The organism is Actinocatenispora rupis, assembly GCF_016861975.1.
Classification (GTDB): domain Bacteria; phylum Actinomycetota; class Actinomycetes; order Mycobacteriales; family Micromonosporaceae; genus Actinocatenispora; species Actinocatenispora rupis.
In genome coordinates this window covers 222,977-238,151 of sequence record NZ_BOMB01000008.1, presented here as the reverse complement: position 1 = coordinate 238,151, position 15,175 = coordinate 222,977, and the positions used below count along the sequence as shown (strand labels likewise).

The window sequence follows — 15,175 nt, the reverse complement described above, 5'->3', positions numbered from 1 at the left end:
AGCACAGCCTGCCGAGCGAAGCGAAGGCAAAGCCAGCGCAGCAGAGGTGCCGAGCGAAGCGAAGGCCCCCGCACCGCACCGCCACAAAACAAGGCTGGGGAGCGACACAACGTGGGGGTGTCGGGGGCTACGCCCCCGGCGCGGGGTCTGGGGGCCGCGCCCCCAGGGAACATGACGAGGAGGACCGCCCCCGCGCTTTCCGCGGGCACAGTCCTCCCATCCGACGAGTGGAGGTGCCGGGAATTGAACCCGGGTCCTTCGCTGTGTTGCCAGGGCTTCTCCGGGCGCAGCTCGCTGTGTCTCTACTCGGCCCCACCGATCACGCGAGCGAGTCGGTGTGACGGGTCCAGTCGCTGTTGATGTCCCGTCCGAGTGCCGCGACCGCACTCGTACAGCAAGCCCTCTAGCTGATGCCGGTTACCGGACCGAAGGCACTTCCGGACCGACAGACTCGCTACTCGCCTCAGGCGGCGAGAGCGAAGTCAGCGCGCTTAGAGTTGGCGCTTATAGGTTTCCGACGACCGATTAATGAGACGACGTCGGCTTCCTCAGCCCGCTTCCCCTGGCTCGACGTACGAAGTCGAAACCAGTCACCCCCCTGTTGAGTTGTACGTCGATCTTAACGTGTCGGCGGCGCGGCGTCTTCCCGGTATCCGCCGGCCGTACCGGACGGGTGGACGGCGACCGCGCGGGGTCACGGATGTCCCGTTCGGGAACTGTGGGTGTTCCGCCCCGGTACGCGCCGCAAAGGGTCAGTCGGTGATGCCCTTGCGGCGGCGGGCGATGGCGCGGGTGATCTCCCGGTCGGCGTCGCGCTTGGCGAGGTCCTGTCGCTTGTCCCAGGTCTTCTTGCCGCGGGCGAGGCCGATCTCGACCTTGGCGTACCCGTTGGAGAAGTAGACGGAGAGCGGGATCAGGGTGGTGCCGGACTCGTTGAGCCGGCCGGTGATCTTGTCGATCTCGCGGCGGTTGAGCAGCAGCTTGCGGGTGCGTCGCGGGGTGTGGTTGGTCCACGTGCCGTTGACGTACTCCGGGATGTGCATGCCGTGCAGCCACATCTCGTGGTTGTCGAGGTGGGCGAACGCGTCGGTGAGCGATGCGCGGCCGGCGCGCAGCGACTTGACCTCGGTGCCGGTCAGCACCATGCCCGCCTCGTACGTGTCGAGGATCGCGTAGTCGTGCCGCGCCTTCTTGTTCGACACGACAAGCTTGCGACCCTGCTCGCGCGGCACCTTTCCTCCACTGTGTACGACCCGGAAACCGACGGCCCATCGTACGCGACGGCACGGGGTCGTCGTCCACACGTTTCAGCAGAGGCAGCCGGGGAGCCAGCCGAGCGGTTGCACGGGGTTGCCGTCCAGGCGTACCTCGAAGTGCAGGTGCGGGCCGGTGGACGCGCCGGTGCTGCCGACCCGCCCGATGTACTGCCCGCGCCCGACCCACTGCCCGTAGCCGACGCCGATCGACGACTGGTGCGCGTAGCAGGACGACAGCGACTGCCCGCGGTACGTGCCGTGCAGCAGGCAGGTGTAGTTGCCGTAGCCGCCGTTCCAGCCGGCGTAGACGACGCGGCCGGCGGCGCCGGCGTGGATCGGCGTACCGGCGCCGACGGCGAGGTCGACGCCGGCGTGCAGCTGGCTGACGTGGTAGTACGGGTCGAACCGCCACCCGTAGTCGCTCGACTTGTACGCGCCGGCGACCGGGGTGCGGAAGTACGCGCCGGAGTCGTGCACGGTGCCGCCGGATCCCGAACCCGAGCCGCCGCGCCGTTGCCCGCCGGACGCGGCACGGATCCGGGCGGCGATCCGCGCGCTCTGGTCGCGCAGGTCCCGGTAGTTGGCGAGGCTCCGGTCGCGTTCCTGCTCCGCGACGTCCCGGGCCCGTTCCCGTACGCCGACCAGGTCGCCGACCTGCCGTACCGCGTCGTCCGCGGTGCGCTGCGCCTGACGCGCCTGCCCGAGCGTACGGCGGGCGGCGGAGTCGGCGGCGTCGGCACGGCGGCGGGCCGCGTCGGCCGTGTTCTGCCGCTGCCGGGCGGTGAGCCGCTCGCGGGTGACCCGGTCGAGCGCGTCCCGCCGGTGCCGGGCGACGGTGTCGAGCCAGCCGATCCGGTCGGCCAGCTCGCTCGGCGAGCGCGCCGCGAGCACCGCGTTCAGCCGCATCACCGACTGCCCCTTGTACGCCTCGGCCACGAGCCGCCCGACGTCGTCCCGCGCCGCGTCCACCGCCCGCTGGGACCGCTGGTACGCCAGGGTCGCCGACCGGTACCGCCGGCGTGCCACGTCCGCCTCACGGCGGGCCTGCTTCGCGGCGGCCTCCGCGGCGACGACCAGTCCACGGGCCTCGGCGGCGGCCCGGCGCGCGGCGGGCAGCGCGGCCGTGGCCCGGTCGTACGAGGCGATCGCGGTGCGGGCGCGGCGGGTGGCGCCCTCCATGGTGTCCCGGGCGGCGGCGAGCCGGCGGTCCACGTCGCGCTTGTCCTCGCGCGGCCCGGCGTACGCGGGGCTGGCGAGCGGCAGTACGAGGAGGGTCGTGAGTGTCGCCAGCAGTCGCCGCATCCGCCACCTCCGGGTCAACCCTCAACCTTCGGTCGAGGGTCACCGTACGCGAGGGTCCGGGCGCGGGGAGCCGATTCGTCGAATCCGTCCGGTCCGTGGCCGTCTGGGACGACGACGGCCGGGCCACCCCGTGACGGGCGACCCGGCCGCTGACGACACCGGACCGGTCAGGTACGCAGGCGGAATCTGAGCGTGACCCATCCCGTCGCCGCGCTGATGACCGCCGCGACGGCGAGCAGCAGCGGCAACGTCAACAGGATGTCCTGCCAGCCGATCGGTGGGATGAAGTTCGACGTGAAGATGCCGGACAACGGTCCGTCCAGCAGGAACGCCTTGGTCACTATCAGCACCACGAACGCGATCACGGCACCGATCAGCCCCGCGAACACCGCCTCCAGTACGAACGGTAGCTGGATGAACCAGTTCGACGCGCCGACGAGTTTCATGATGCCGACCTCGCGGCGCCTGGAGTACGCGGCGACCTGGATGGTGTTGGCCACCAGCAGGAGCGCCGCCAGACCTTGGACGATGGCCACCACCAACGCCAGGTTCTGGATGCCGCCGAGGATGGAGAAGATCTTGTCCAGCGTCTTCTGCTGGTTGACGATCGAGTCGACTCCGGCCTTGCTCTTGTAGTCGTTCTGGACCGCCGCGTACTGGTTCGGGTCCTTGAGCTTCACCCGGAACGACGCCGGCAGCGACTCCGGCTTCACCGAGTCGACCAGGTCCTTGGCGTCCTTGAACTGCTCACGGAACCGCTTGTACGCGACGTCCTGGCTCTCGTACGGCGCGCTCTGGATCCGGCTGTCGTGGTTCAGCGCGTCCGCGAGCTGGGCTTTCTGGTCCGGGGTGACGTCGGACTTCAGGAAGATCGACATCTCGACCCGGGTGTAGAAGTAGTCCTGCATGTCCTGGACCTTCCAGTACAGCAGGAGACTGGCGCCCAGCATCGACAGGGAGACCGCCATCGTGATGATCATGGCGATCGTCATGGTGACGTTCCGCCACAGCCCGAGGAAGACCTCGGACAAGACGTACTTCGCGCGCATCGGGTTCCTTCCGGTGGTGTGCTGCGCTCTCGGCGAGGAGGTGGCGGTTGGGCCGGGGCGGGTCGTGCCGGTGCGACGGCCTACGACCCCGCGACACCCGGCCCCGGGTCAGCCGTAGACGCCGCGGGGCTGGTCGCGGACGATCCGACCGGAGTCGATCTCGATCACCCGGCGCCGCATCTGGTTCACGATGTTGGAGTCGTGGGTGACCATGACGATCGTCGTACCGGTGCGGTTGATGCGGTCCAGCAGGCGCATGATCTCGATGCTGGTGTCCGGGTCCAGGTTTCCGGTGGGCTCGTCGGCCAGCAGGATCAGCGGCCGGTTCACGAACGCACGGGCGATCGCCACCCGCTGCTGCTCACCACCGGAGAGCTGGTGCGGGTACCGGTTCTCCTTGCCGCCCAGGCCGACCAGCTCCAGTACCTCGGGCACCACCCGGCGCGCGACGGTGCGCGACTTGCCGATGACCTCCAGCGCGAAGGCCACGTTCTCGGCAGCGGTGCGGTTGGGCAGCAGCCGGAAGTCCTGGAAGACGCAGCCCAGCGAGCGCCGGAACGCCGGCACCTTCCAGGAGTGCATGTTGGCCACGTCGCGCCCGTTGACGATGACCCGACCCGAGGTCGGTGTCTCCTCACGCAGCAGAAGCTTGATGATCGTCGACTTGCCGGCCCCGGTCGGGCCGATGAAGAAGACGAACTCGCCCTTCTCGATCGTGGCCGTCGCGCCCTCCATCGACGGCCGCGAGGCCCGTGGATAGGTCTTGGTGACGTTCTCAAGCCGAATCACGGGTCGGAAGTTTACGCGGAGCGACAGCAGGCGCAGGGGGCAGGCGTCATGCTTCGTCCCGAAGGTCCGGAGCGAGCTGAACCACGGCCGCGTCCAACCTCGGGATTTCATCACGGAAAGTGGCCAGCATCACGTCACCCGACCGGGTATCCAGGCCTGGGGCTGGGCCCGTCGCGACCGGAAAACACGACGGGCCCGAGGGGGACGGAGTCTCGCCGACCAGGAGTTGCGGCCGGTTGGGCCGAGGCCCCGCGACGCCCGCGCGCCGTACGTTGACGGTGTCCCGGGCCGGGACGACTGGGGAGGCCGTCCAAACGGAAAGTTACCGCCGGACGAGCCGCGCCGTACGGAGCACACGCTGCGCTCACTCTCCGGAGTGAGCGCAGCGTAGGGACTATGGCCGGCCGAGGGCACGAGCGCGCGCAACGCGCCCGCTGCGTACGCCGGGAGGAACGGGGACGGGAGTCCCGCGAGGTCAGCCGACCAGTTGTTGCGACCGCCGCCAGCGGATCCCCGCCTCGATGAACCCGTCGATGTCACCGTCGAACACCGCCTGCGGGTTACCGGTCTCGTGCTCCGTCCGCAGGTCCTTGACCATCTGGTACGGGTGCAACACGTACGACCGCATCTGGTCGCCCCAGGAACCGGCGACGTCGCCGCGCAGTTCGTCGATCTTGGCGCGCTCCTCCGCCTGCTTGAGCGCCAGCAGCTTCGCCGACAGGATCGCCATCGCGGAGGCCCGGTTCTGGATCTGGGACCGCTCGTTCTGACACGTCACGACGATGCCGGTCGGGATGTGCGTGATCCGCACCGCCGAGTCGGTCGTGTTGACGCCCTGGCCGCCCGGACCGGACGACCGGTACACGTCGACCCGGATGTCGTCCTCGGGGATCTCGATCTCGTCGGTCTTCTCGACGACCGGGACCACCTCGACCGCGGCGAAACTGGTCTGCCGGCGCCCCTGGTTGTCGAACGGGCTGATCCGGACCAGCCGGTGCGTGCCCGCCTCGACCGACAGCGTCCCGTACCCGTAGGGCACCTTGACCTGGAAGGTGGCGGACTTGAGCCCCGCCTCCTCCGCGTACGACGTGTCGTAGACCTCGGTGGGGTAGCCGTGCCGCTCCGCCCAGCGCAGGTACATCCGGAGCAGCATCTCGGCGAAGTCCGCCGCGTCCACGCCACCCGCGCCGGCCCGGATCGTGACCAGCGCCTCACGCTGGTCGTACTCCCCGGACAGCAGGGTGCGGACCTCCAGCTCGTCCACCGACTTGCGCAGGCCCACCAGCTCGGACTCGACCTCGGCGACGCTGCCCGCGTCCTCCTCGGCCTCCGCCAGCTCCAGCAGCACACCGGCGTCGTCGAGCCGGCCCCGCAGCCGCTCCAGCCGGTTGATCTCCCCCTGCACGTACGACAGGCGCGAGGTGACCTGCTGCGCCTTGTCCTGGTCGTCCCACAGGTCCGGGGCGGCGGCCTGGCCCTCCAGGTCCGCCTTCTCCCGGCGCAGGCGGTCGACATCGAGCACCTTCTCGATGCCCGAGAGGGTCGAATCGAGGCGGCGCAGCTCGTCGGCGAGGTCCTGAATCGTCACGAGAGCCAAGCGTACGCGGCGGGTGCGCGTGCCCGCTGCTCACCCGCACCCGACACGGTCCCCGGGCTAGGCGCGGGGCGCGCTCTTCAGCCAGCTCAACGCCGCCTTGTGGTACTGGACGGCGAAGTTCAGCGCGGCGGCACCGTACGTGTCGCCGTCGGCGGCGGCGTCCTTGGCGGCGTCGCGCGCCTCGGCCAGCGCCTCGGAGTGCTGCTTCTCGGCCGCACCGTACAGCTCGGCGAGCTGGTCCCGGCCGTGCAGCTTGCCGAACGCCACCCGCAGCGTGACCGGATTGCGCATCTGGTCGCGGGTCACCGGCTCGGACAGCCAGCGCGCGAACGCCCGCTTACCCGACGCGGAGATCGAGTACGGCTGGCTGGCGCGCGGGCCGGGCTTTCCCAGACGCACATAGCCCGCGTCTGCAAGGGCCGGCAGCTCCCGGTAGACCTGACTGCGGGTCATCGTCCAGAACGGGCCCAGTTTCCGCTCGGCGGCCGACATGAGCTGGCCGCCCGTCATCGGACCCTCGTGCAGCAGTCCGAGCAGAGCCGCCGCCGTCGCGTTGAGACCAGAATCCGCCATACCCATTACGCTGCCACCTCGCCGCAGTGAAATCCAGGCTTTTCGACGATCCATTGTGTACTGTCCCGCCCGGACCGTCGCAACAGGACAGTCCAAGGTGGTCAGACGTCGCCCCTGGTACACCGGCGGGAAATGCCGCCGGTGCCGGTCGATCCGCGGCGCCGGGCGCTTTTGCGTACCGGCCGGCGCACGCGCGCGCCGGCCGAGCCCGTACGGTCAGGGGAAGCGCGGCATGGTCGGCATCGGGTCGCCGACCCCCGGCGCGTCGACCCCGCCGTTGCCCGGATCGGTCGCCTGCCCGCCGCCGGTCGGGCCCCCGTTTCCCTGACCGCCGTCCGCCGGCCCCCCGTTGCCCTGCCCGTTGTTGCCCTGACCGTTGCCGTCCTGGCCGCCGGTACCCGGGTCGGTCGAGGCCGGCGGGGTGGTCGGTGCCGGGCTGTGCGTCGCGGGCGCATGGCTCGCCGGGGTCCGCGGCGACGGCGTACGCGAGCGGTCGTCGTCGGCGGCCGTCGTGGTCCGCGGCGCCGGCTCGTGCCCGCCGGACAGCATCGCCCAACCGCCGAACCCCAGCACCGCCACCAGCACCACGCCCGCCGCCGCGCCGACCAGCACCCGACCGCGGCGCGGACCGGTACGCGGGGCCGGCGGCGGCACCGGCGCGACCGCGGCGACCATCGTCGGCTGCTCCGCCACGGACTTCACGATGGGCTCCACGACGGGCTCGGCGGCGGGCCGCTCCCGCTCCGGGCCGAACATCGTGTCGAGCGTGACGAAGCCCGGGTCGGCGGGCTCTCCCCCGGCCCGCGGGCGCAGCGTCGGCACCTGCGGACTCGCCGGCAGCGGCGGCAGACCGGACAGTTCCGGCGCGAGCGCGGCCAGCCGCCCGGACAGCTCGGCCGCACCGGGCCGGTCCGCCGGGTCCAGCTCCAGGCAGCTCGCGATCAGCCGCCACAGCCCCTCCGGTACTCCCGGCAGCCGTACCGCGGTCCACCGGTGGTGCTTGTGCAGGACCTCGTCGACACTGCCGCCGCGGTACGGGCTGCGGCCGGAGAGCATCTCGTACGCGACGATGCCGATGCCGTACACGTCGCTGGCGGGCATCGGCGGGCGGCCGTCGACGACCTCGGGCGCGACGTACTCGGGGGTGGCGTGGGTGGCGCCGGCGGGACGCTGGATCCGGTGCGCCACACCGAAATCCACCAGCCGTACGCCCGGCGAGCCGGCCGGCGCCGGTACCAGGATGTTGCCGGGCTTGATGTCGCCGTGCACGATCCCGGCGGCGTGTACGGCGGCCAGCGCGGCACACACCTGGGCGAGTACGGACGCGGCGGCGCCGGGGGCGAGCGGCCCGTCGGCGACGAGCAGCCGGCGCAGATCGGTACCGGCGACGAGGTCCATGACGAGGGCAAGCTGGCCGTCGCTGGCCTGGGTCAGCTCGCGGACCCGGACCACGCCCGGGTGGTCCAGCTCGGCCAGCACCCGGGCCTCCTCGCGGAACGCGGCGACCACGTCCGCCTGCCCCGCGACCTCGCGGTGCAGCAGCTTGACCGCGACCTCCGCGCCGGTCGCCCGGTCCTCCGCGCTCCAGACGGTCCCGGCGGCGCCCGAGGCGATCTCGTCGCGCAGGACGTACCGCTGCTCCAGTGTCCCGGTCATGGCCCCTCCCTACCCGTGGATCACCACGCTAGGAGGTCGCCGTACGCGATGGTGCAACAGCGAACGGACGTTGGCACGAAGCCGGGATCAGGCCGGCGCGACGTTCTCCCGGAGCCGGGCGAGCAGCCGCGCCAGCTCGGCCTGGTCCGCGTCGCTGAGCCCGTCCCGGAGCCTGCGGTCGTGCTCGACCGCCGCCGTACGCAGGGCGTGGAAGGTGGTGTCGCCCGCCGCCGTCAGCTCCACCAGGTGTACGCGCCGGTTGGCCGGGTCGCGGCGCCGCGTGATCAGGCCGGCGGACTCCATCGCGTTGAGGTGGTGGGTCAGCGTGGCGCCCTGGATGCCGACGGCCTCGGCCAGCTCGCGCTGGTTGGCCATCGCGCGGGTCTTCAGCGAGATCAGGATGAGCCACACCGGCCGCGACCCGCCCGCCGCGGCCAGCGCGTCGTCGAACGCGCGCGTCGCCGCCTTCGCCGTACGCGCGAGGTCGACTCCGAGCGGCTGACGGTCCGGTTTCGGCATGCCCCGAGCATACCGAAACCGATAGACACCTAACAGATTGACTACTCACGGTCAGTGGCGCCGTACGGATCCCGACGGCTCAGAGACGACTGCGGAACTCCCACAGCTCCGGGTAGAAGCGCAGCTCCACCCGGCTGCGCAGGTACGCGGAGCCGGAACTGCCACCCGTGCCGGTCTTCGTACCGATCTGGCGCTCGACCATCAGCACGTGCCGGGCCCGCCACAGCGCCCACGTCTGGTCGTGCTCGACCAGCGCCTCGGCCAGGTCCCAGAGCGGCCCGTACCGGTTGCGGTCGTGCGCGATCGTCGCGTACGCGGCGAAGCGGTCCTCGGCGGAGTCGGTCGGGAAACCGGCCGCCGCGAGTACCCGGAGGAAGCCGTCCCAGAGGCTCGGCTCGTCGAGGCGGCGCAGCAGGTTGTCCCGCTCGGCGTCGGTGAGGCCGCGGAACCGGTCCACGTAGCCGGGGTCCTTGAGGCCGGACAGGAACTCGATCTCCCGGAACTGCACCGACTGGAAGCCGGACGCCGGGGCGAGCGCCGTACGGAAGGTGAGGAAGTCCTGCGGGGTCATCGTGTCGATCACGTCGACCTGGCTGACCGCGAGACGGCCGATGGCCCGGCAGCGCTCCAGCCGGACCCGCGGCAGGTACGTCTCGCCGGCGAGCAGCCGGTCCCGCGCGTCCGTCAGCTCGTGCAGCGCCAGCTTGAACCACAGCTCGTACGCCTGGTGGATGGTGATGAACAGCAGCTCGTCGTGCGCCGGCGGGTCGGTCTGCGGGCGCTGCTGGTCGAGCAGCTCGAGCAGGCGCAGGTAGCTGCCGTAGGTGAGCAGGCCGCCCTGTTCGCCGAAGCGCGGATCGGGCACGTTGTCGGTCACGTACGCCGACGTTACCGCTTCCTGACGACCGTCACGCGGGCGAGATACGTCACGCCTGGGCCTGGCGGGCGTCCCGCTCGGCGAGCGCCTTCAGCGTCAGGAGTTGCTTGCGCATCATGATCAGGTCCCCGTACGCCAGCAGCGTCGCCCAGCGCCGCCCGAACGGCCGGCGCGGCCCGAACACCAGCCGGCAGAGCAGCCGGCAACTCGTCGCGTCGAGCGGCTCCACCGCGTACGTCCCGGCGTTCGGCCCGAACAGCCGCTCCGCCGCCGCGAACGACCGGCCGGAGAAGCCCCGACCCGGCTCGATCTCGCGCAGTTCGAACACCATCACGCGCTGGCCGATCCGCAGCTCGTCGGCGCCGGGAGTGAGCTCGCGCGGGCTGCGCCGACCCCAGTTGTCCAGCCAGTCGTACGCGTACGGCGCGACCGACGTCTGACACAGCCAGCGGTACGTCAGGGCCGCCGGTGCCCGCACGGTCACGGCGCGGGTGAGCCGTTCGACCGGCCCGTCCAGGTAGTCCTCGCACGGGTACCGCCGGTCGACCTCCGCCGCGGTCCCGCCCCAGTTGCGCACCCGCTCCAGCACGACCCCACCTCCGTACGCTGCCGTATGGTTCGACCATACGCTAGCGTACGGAGCATGGGACGGACGAGGTTGGGAAGGGACGACTGGGCCGACGCCGCGCTCGACGCGCTCGCCGACGGCGGGCTCGCGGCCGTCGCCGTCGAGCCGATCGCGGCCCGGCTCGGCGCGACCAAGGGCAGCTTCTACTGGCACTTCGCCAACCGGGACGCGCTCGTCGAGGCGGCCCTCGCCCGCTGGGCCGACCGGCACACCGACGCCGTCATCCGCGAGCTCGACCCGATCACCGACCCGGCCGAACGGCTCGCCGCCCTGCTCGACGCGACCATCGGCCGGCCCGTCGCCAACCGGGCCGAGCTGGCACTGCTCGCGCACGCCGACCATCCCGCCGTCGCGCCGGTACTCGCCGCGGTCACGGCACGGCGGGTCGAGTTCATCGCCGCCGCGTACCAGCAGATGGGGTGCACCGCGCGCGACGCGCGGCACCGGGCGGTCCTCGGCTACACCGCGCACATCGGGCTCATCCAGGCGCAGCGCGCCACCGCCGGCGCGCTGCTGCCGGACGCCGACCGGCCCGCGTACCTGCGCTTCCTGGCCGGCGTGATCCGGCCGCCGGCCGGCGACTGACCGCGGGCGCACCCCTTGGTACGCCCGCGGTGGGGCTCAGCCCATGTTCGGGTAGCGCCACTCGGTCAGCGGCACGAACGTCTCCTTGATCGCCCGCGGCGAGATCCACCGCGACAGGTTCTGCCACGAACCGGCCTTGTCGTTCGTACCCGAGGCGCGCGAACCACCGAACGGCTGCCGCGACACGATCGAGCCGGTCGGCTTGTCGTTCACGTAGAAGTTGCCCGCGGCGAAGCGCAGCACGTCGCTCGCCCACGTGACGACCTGCCGGTCGATGGCGAACACCGCACCGGTCAGCGCGTACGGCGAGGCGCTCTCGGCCTGCCGTACGACCTGCTCGAAGTCACCGTCGTCGTACACGTACACCGCGAGGAACGGGCCGAAGTACTCGGTGGTGAAGACCTCGTCGGTCGGGTCCGAGCACTCGACGACCGTCGGCGCGACGAAGAAGCCCTCGCTGTCGTCGTACGTGCCGCCGGCGACGACCGTGCAGGACGACGACGCCTTCGCCCGGTCGATCGCCGCCGCGAGCTTGTCGTACGCCCGGCGGTCGATGAGCGCGCCGCCGAAGTTCGCGAAGTCGCTCACGTCGCCGTACGTCAGCTCCGCGGCGGTCGCCGCCACCCGGTCGCGCAGCCCGCCCCGCCACATCGACCGCGGGACGTACGCCCGGGACGCCGCCGAGCACTTCTGCCCCTGGTACTCGAAGGCGCCGCGGATCAGCGCGACGTTGACCGCCTCGACGTCCGTCCAGCTCGGGTGCACGATCACGAAGTCCTTGCCGCCGGTCTCCCCCACCAGCCGCGGGTACGCCCGGTAGCGGTCGATGTTCTCGCCGACCGTCCGCCACAGGTGCTGGAACGTACGGGTCGAGCCGGTGAAGTGGATGCCGCCCAGCTCCGGGTCGGTCAGCGCCACCTCGCTCACCGCCCGGCCGTCGCCGGTGACCAGGTTGATCACGCCCGCCGGCAGCCCCGCCTGCTCGAACACCCGCATCGTGAGGTGCGCGGCGAGCTGCTGCGTCGGGGTCGGCTTCCACACCACCGTGTTACCCATCAGGGCCGGCGCACTCGGCAGGTTGCCCGCGATCGCGGTGAAGTTGAACGGCGTGATCGCCGTGACGAAGCCGTCCAGCGGCCGGTGGTCGAACCGGTTCCACTCGCCCGGTACGCTGCGCGGCTGCTTCGCCAGCAGCTCCGCGCCGAAGTGCGCGTTGAACCGCAGGAAGTCGATCAGCTCGCAGGCCGCGTCGATCTCCGCCTGCTGCACCGACTTCGACTGGCCGAGCATCGTCGCCGCGTTGATCCTGTCCCGCCACGGGCCGGCGAGCAGGTCCGCGGCGCGCAGGAAGATCGCCGCACGCTCGTCGTACGGCAGGGCCTGCCAGGCCGGCGCCGCCGCCTTCGCCGCGGCCACCGCCGCCGCCACGTCCTCGTTCGTCGCCTGCGCGCTCTCCCCGAGTACGTGCGCGTGCCGGTGCGGCATCACCACGGAGAACCGCTCGCCGCCGGCCATCCGCTGCTCGCCGCCGACCGTCATGGTCAACTCGACCTTGTCGGACGCCAGCTCGGACAGCGTGCGCGCGAGACTGTCCCGCTCGGCGCTGCCCGGCACGTACCCGTGCACGGGCTCGTTGGTCGGCTGCGGTACCGCAAAGATCGAGTCCATCTCACACACCTTCAACTCGGCGACGTCGGCGAGCACGTGCCATCGGCCTGACCTGGGGATCCACCCCGTTCGCGACACGCGATACATAGATACTCGCACGCGCGCGTGCGCGCGTCCCGGGACCGAGGCGGCGGCCTGTGCGACCGGTCACCCGAGGTACCCGCGTAGGCTGGCTCCCGTCGGGCGCCACGCAGCGGAAGGACCCTGACCCATGGCAGAGCGGACGCGGACCGGTGCGCGGACCGACCGGACCCGCGCGGCTCAGACGCCGCGATCCGGGGCGTACCGGGCGGCCACGCTCGCCGAGCCCGGTTCCCGCGGCGTCACCGTACTGCTGGTGCTCGCGGTCCTGCTGTTCGCGATGGTGCTGCGCGGCGAGCACATCCTCGTCAGCGCCGCCGGCGATCCCGCGGTCGCCGCCATCCAGGTCGCCACGTTCCTGTCCTCGGTACTGCTCGCCGCCCTGCTGCTCGGCGGTGCCGCCGGGGCGTCCGCGATCCGCCTCTTCGCCGGCCGGGACGGCACCCGGCTGCTCGACCACGGCGCCCGGCGCGCGCTGTTCGGCACGCTCGGCGGCCTGGTCGCCGGCATCGTCGCCGGTGGCGCCGGCTACCTGCTGGAGGCCGACCTGAGCACCGCCGACCGGCTCGTGGTCGGCGCCGGCGTCGCCACCGCGGCCCTGCTCGGCGGCGCCGCCACCGCCATCCGGCCCGGCCTGATGACCGTCGCCGGCTACATCGGCACCGTCGTCGTGATCGCCGTTCTGGCCCTGCGCAGCCTGTTCCTGACGCCGCTGACCCGGCTGTTCGGCGGCGAGGGCACCATCGCGAAGTACGCGCAGGCGCAGAGCAACCTCGCCCTCGTCAGCTTCATCGTCGCCGGCATCATCGCCGGCGTCGCCGTCCACCTGTACGTGCGACGTACCGGCAACCGGCTCGGCACCGCTGCGAACGTCGCGGCCGGCGCCACCCCCGGCGTCCTCGCACTGGTCGCGCAGCTGCTCACCTGGGCGTTCGGCAGCAGCCTGATCTCCAGCGCGGGCGGCCTCGACCTCGGCGACACGCTCGCCTTCCAGCTCGCCGGCCGGTACCAGCTCAACGGCTCGCTCGCGTTGCTGTTCGCCGGCGCCCTGGTCGCCGTCCTGCTGTACGGGCGGACCCGTGGCCCGCGCCGCCCCCGTACGAGGACGCCCGCCGCGAAGCCCGACTGGGCCGTACGCGAGGAGCGGCGCGCGGCCGAGATCGACCGCGCCGCCCGCCAGCGCGAGGCCGACGCCGAGGTGAAGACCGACGGCGGCGCGACGGACGACAAGCCGAGCGAGTCCGGCGCCGCGCAGTCCCGCGGGGCTACGTCGTCCGGCACCGAGGGCGGCGGGGCCAAGGCGTCCGCCGCCAAGAACGGCACGTCCCGCGGGGCCAAGACGTCCGCCGCCAAGAACGGCACGTCCGGTGGCGCCAAGCCGTCCGATGCGGCCAAGCCGTCCGGTGGCAAGAACGGCACCTCCGGGGCGGCGAAGCGCGGCACGAAGACCGCCGCGAGCGCGAAGCAGGGCGCGAAGTCCCCGACCGCGAAGTCAGCGGCGGCGAAGCCCTCGACCGCGCGGTCCGCGAACGCGAAGCCCGCAGAGTCGACGGCGGGTGGGAAGTCGGCCGGAGCGAAGCCCGCGGCCGAAGACCGCGGGGCGGACGCGAAGCCCACCGCCGGGCCGACGGCGACGGAGCCGTCCGACGCCGGTTCCGCCTCCTGACGACCGGCCGGTCAGGCGCCGGCGAGCTGTCCCAACTCGGACACGTCGTACCACTCCAGCTCGTGGTCCTCGGCGCCGTCCACGGTGAACTGCGCGTCCGGGTCGCCCGCTGCCGCCTCCACGGCCACGTCGACCGCGGCCGACACCGCCGACTCCGCATCGGCACCGTCCACGTGCAGCGCCGCGACCGCCGCCAGCGGTACCGGAGCGGCGAGGGTCACCTCGCTGTCGCCGAGCTCGCCGGACGCCGGGCCGAGCGCGTCGCCGGGCAGGTCGACGGACACGACGACGCGGCGGCGCGGGGCGTCCGGATCCGCGCGCAACAGCAGCAGGGCGGCCTGCGCCGCGCGCGTGAACGCGACGTACTCCAGCTCCTCCTCGTCGCCCTCCGCGTACCACTCGCGGAGCGACGGCGTCACCGCGTGCCCGGTGAGCGGCGCCGGCCCGAACTCGTTGTTCCGCCGCAGGTCGGCCAGCACCGGCAGCGTCGCCGGTAGGTAGACCCGGACATGCCCAGTCGCCACGAAACCCTCCACGCGCGTTAGCACCCGCTCGCAACCGGGCGGTCGATGCGGTTACGGTACAAGCCCCGGCGGCACCAGCTCCGCATCCCGCCACCACCCGCCTCGTACGACGGGAGTCGCCGCCATGCCGTCCCGGTTCCTGCCGCTGGCCGACGTCGCCGACGAGCTCAACGTCACCGAGTCACAGGTGTACCACCTGGTCCGCAGCGGCGACCTGCCGGCCATCAAGATCGGCGGCCGGGGCCAGTGGCGCGTCGAGCGCGCCAAGCTTGAGGAGTACATCGAGCGCAAGTACGCGGAGACCGCCGCCTGGGTCGCCGAGAACCCGCTCCTCCGCGACACCACCGACTGACGTATCCCACGCGCGCCGTCACTGGCCAAGATCCACATCGCATTGCGTTCCCC

Annotated in this window: 15 protein-coding genes and 1 other RNA gene; 3 read left to right on the top strand and 13 right to left on the bottom strand. The window is 72.1% G+C overall.

Annotated features, from left to right (window positions below):
* Nucleotides 1-225: 225 nt before the first annotated feature.
* From ssrA to Aru02nite_RS07680, 11 genes are all read right to left on the bottom strand, one after another.
* Nucleotides 226-598: a transfer-messenger RNA gene (gene ssrA / locus Aru02nite_RS07730) on the bottom strand.
* 154 nt (nucleotides 599-752) lie between these two features.
* On the bottom strand, nucleotides 753-1,232 hold the full coding sequence (gene smpB, locus Aru02nite_RS07725; RefSeq protein ID WP_203656052.1) for an SsrA-binding protein SmpB: 480 nt from the start codon (nucleotides 1,230-1,232) through the stop codon (nucleotides 753-755).
* A 75-nt stretch (nucleotides 1,233-1,307) separates the two neighbouring features.
* Nucleotides 1,308-2,558 carry a M23 family metallopeptidase gene (locus Aru02nite_RS07720; protein ID WP_203656049.1) on the bottom strand — a complete coding sequence of 417 codons (1,251 nt, stop codon included), beginning with the start codon at nucleotides 2,556-2,558 and terminating at the stop codon, nucleotides 1,308-1,310.
* Nucleotides 2,559-2,725: 167 nt separating this feature from the next.
* Nucleotides 2,726-3,607 carry a permease-like cell division protein FtsX gene (gene ftsX, locus Aru02nite_RS07715; RefSeq protein ID WP_203656047.1) on the bottom strand — a complete coding sequence of 294 codons (882 nt, stop codon included), beginning with the start codon at nucleotides 3,605-3,607 and terminating at the stop codon, nucleotides 2,726-2,728.
* Between the two features lie 108 nt (nucleotides 3,608-3,715).
* A complete protein-coding gene (gene ftsE / locus Aru02nite_RS07710; RefSeq protein WP_203656046.1) occupies nucleotides 3,716-4,396 on the bottom strand; it encodes a cell division ATP-binding protein FtsE in 681 nt (226 codons plus the stop codon).
* A gap of 475 nt (nucleotides 4,397-4,871) precedes the next feature.
* Nucleotides 4,872-5,984, bottom strand: a complete 1,113-nt coding sequence (gene prfB / locus Aru02nite_RS07705) for a peptide chain release factor 2 (protein WP_203656044.1) — start codon at nucleotides 5,982-5,984, stop codon at nucleotides 4,872-4,874.
* 66 nt (nucleotides 5,985-6,050) lie between these two features.
* On the bottom strand, nucleotides 6,051-6,566 hold the full coding sequence (locus Aru02nite_RS07700; protein WP_203656042.1) for a PadR family transcriptional regulator: 516 nt from the start codon (nucleotides 6,564-6,566) through the stop codon (nucleotides 6,051-6,053).
* A gap of 216 nt (nucleotides 6,567-6,782) precedes the next feature.
* Complete coding sequence (locus Aru02nite_RS07695) at nucleotides 6,783-8,222, bottom strand: serine/threonine-protein kinase (protein ID WP_203656040.1); 1,440 nt, start codon at nucleotides 8,220-8,222, stop codon at nucleotides 6,783-6,785.
* A gap of 87 nt (nucleotides 8,223-8,309) precedes the next feature.
* On the bottom strand, nucleotides 8,310-8,741 hold the full coding sequence (locus tag Aru02nite_RS07690) for a MarR family winged helix-turn-helix transcriptional regulator (RefSeq protein WP_203656031.1): 432 nt from the start codon (nucleotides 8,739-8,741) through the stop codon (nucleotides 8,310-8,312).
* 79 nt (nucleotides 8,742-8,820) lie between these two features.
* Nucleotides 8,821-9,618 carry a tryptophan 2,3-dioxygenase gene (locus Aru02nite_RS07685; protein WP_203656021.1) on the bottom strand — a complete coding sequence of 266 codons (798 nt, stop codon included), beginning with the start codon at nucleotides 9,616-9,618 and terminating at the stop codon, nucleotides 8,821-8,823.
* Nucleotides 9,619-9,667: 49 nt separating this feature from the next.
* Entirely contained in the window at nucleotides 9,668-10,207 is a 540-nt protein-coding gene (locus Aru02nite_RS07680) for a hypothetical protein (RefSeq protein ID WP_203656019.1), read from the bottom strand.
* Between the two features lie 54 nt (nucleotides 10,208-10,261).
* Between Aru02nite_RS07680 and Aru02nite_RS07675 the strand changes: the two genes are divergently transcribed.
* Nucleotides 10,262-10,831 (top strand): TetR/AcrR family transcriptional regulator, encoded by a 570-nt coding sequence (locus Aru02nite_RS07675; RefSeq protein WP_203656018.1) that lies wholly within the window; start codon nucleotides 10,262-10,264, stop codon nucleotides 10,829-10,831.
* Between the two features lie 36 nt (nucleotides 10,832-10,867).
* Here the strand turns inward: Aru02nite_RS07675 and pruA are convergent, their stop codons facing one another.
* Nucleotides 10,868-12,499: an L-glutamate gamma-semialdehyde dehydrogenase gene (gene pruA / locus Aru02nite_RS07670; protein ID WP_203656016.1), complete on the bottom strand. Its 1,632-nt coding sequence runs from the start codon at nucleotides 12,497-12,499 to the stop codon at nucleotides 10,868-10,870.
* Between the two features lie 211 nt (nucleotides 12,500-12,710).
* Here pruA and Aru02nite_RS07665 point away from each other — a divergent pair, with 211 nt between their 5' ends.
* Nucleotides 12,711-14,246, top strand: a complete 1,536-nt coding sequence (locus tag Aru02nite_RS07665) for a hypothetical protein (protein WP_203656014.1) — start codon at nucleotides 12,711-12,713, stop codon at nucleotides 14,244-14,246.
* A gap of 11 nt (nucleotides 14,247-14,257) precedes the next feature.
* Here Aru02nite_RS07665 and Aru02nite_RS07660 read toward each other — a convergent pair whose 3' ends face one another.
* Nucleotides 14,258-14,770 carry a DUF6912 family protein gene (locus tag Aru02nite_RS07660; RefSeq protein WP_203656012.1) on the bottom strand — a complete coding sequence of 171 codons (513 nt, stop codon included), beginning with the start codon at nucleotides 14,768-14,770 and terminating at the stop codon, nucleotides 14,258-14,260.
* 124 nt (nucleotides 14,771-14,894) lie between these two features.
* On the opposite strand from Aru02nite_RS07660, the gene Aru02nite_RS07655 reads away from it, so the two are divergent.
* Nucleotides 14,895-15,122: a helix-turn-helix transcriptional regulator gene (locus tag Aru02nite_RS07655; protein ID WP_203656010.1), complete on the top strand. Its 228-nt coding sequence runs from the start codon at nucleotides 14,895-14,897 to the stop codon at nucleotides 15,120-15,122.
* Nucleotides 15,123-15,175 lie beyond the last annotated feature (53 nt).

Excerpts from the sequence above, each read along its gene's own strand:
- Aru02nite_RS07720 (WP_203656049.1), bottom strand. The coding sequence starts at position 2,558 with ATGCGGCGACTGCTGGCGACACTCACGACCCTCCTCGTACTGCCGCTC.
- ftsX (WP_203656047.1), bottom strand. The coding sequence starts at position 3,607 with ATGCGCGCGAAGTACGTCTTGTCCGAGGTCTTCCTCGGGCTGTGGCGG.
- Aru02nite_RS07700 (WP_203656042.1), bottom strand. The coding sequence starts at position 6,566 with ATGGCGGATTCTGGTCTCAACGCGACGGCGGCGGCTCTGCTCGGACTG.
- Aru02nite_RS07695 (WP_203656040.1), bottom strand. The coding sequence starts at position 8,222 with ATGACCGGGACACTGGAGCAGCGGTACGTCCTGCGCGACGAGATCGCC.
- Aru02nite_RS07690 (WP_203656031.1), bottom strand. The coding sequence starts at position 8,741 with ATGCCGAAACCGGACCGTCAGCCGCTCGGAGTCGACCTCGCGCGTACG.
- Aru02nite_RS07675 (WP_203656018.1), top strand. The coding sequence starts at position 10,262 with ATGGGACGGACGAGGTTGGGAAGGGACGACTGGGCCGACGCCGCGCTC.
- pruA (WP_203656016.1), bottom strand. The coding sequence starts at position 12,499 with ATGGACTCGATCTTTGCGGTACCGCAGCCGACCAACGAGCCCGTGCAC.
- Aru02nite_RS07665 (WP_203656014.1), top strand. The coding sequence starts at position 12,711 with ATGGCAGAGCGGACGCGGACCGGTGCGCGGACCGACCGGACCCGCGCG.
- Aru02nite_RS07655 (WP_203656010.1), top strand. The coding sequence starts at position 14,895 with ATGCCGTCCCGGTTCCTGCCGCTGGCCGACGTCGCCGACGAGCTCAAC.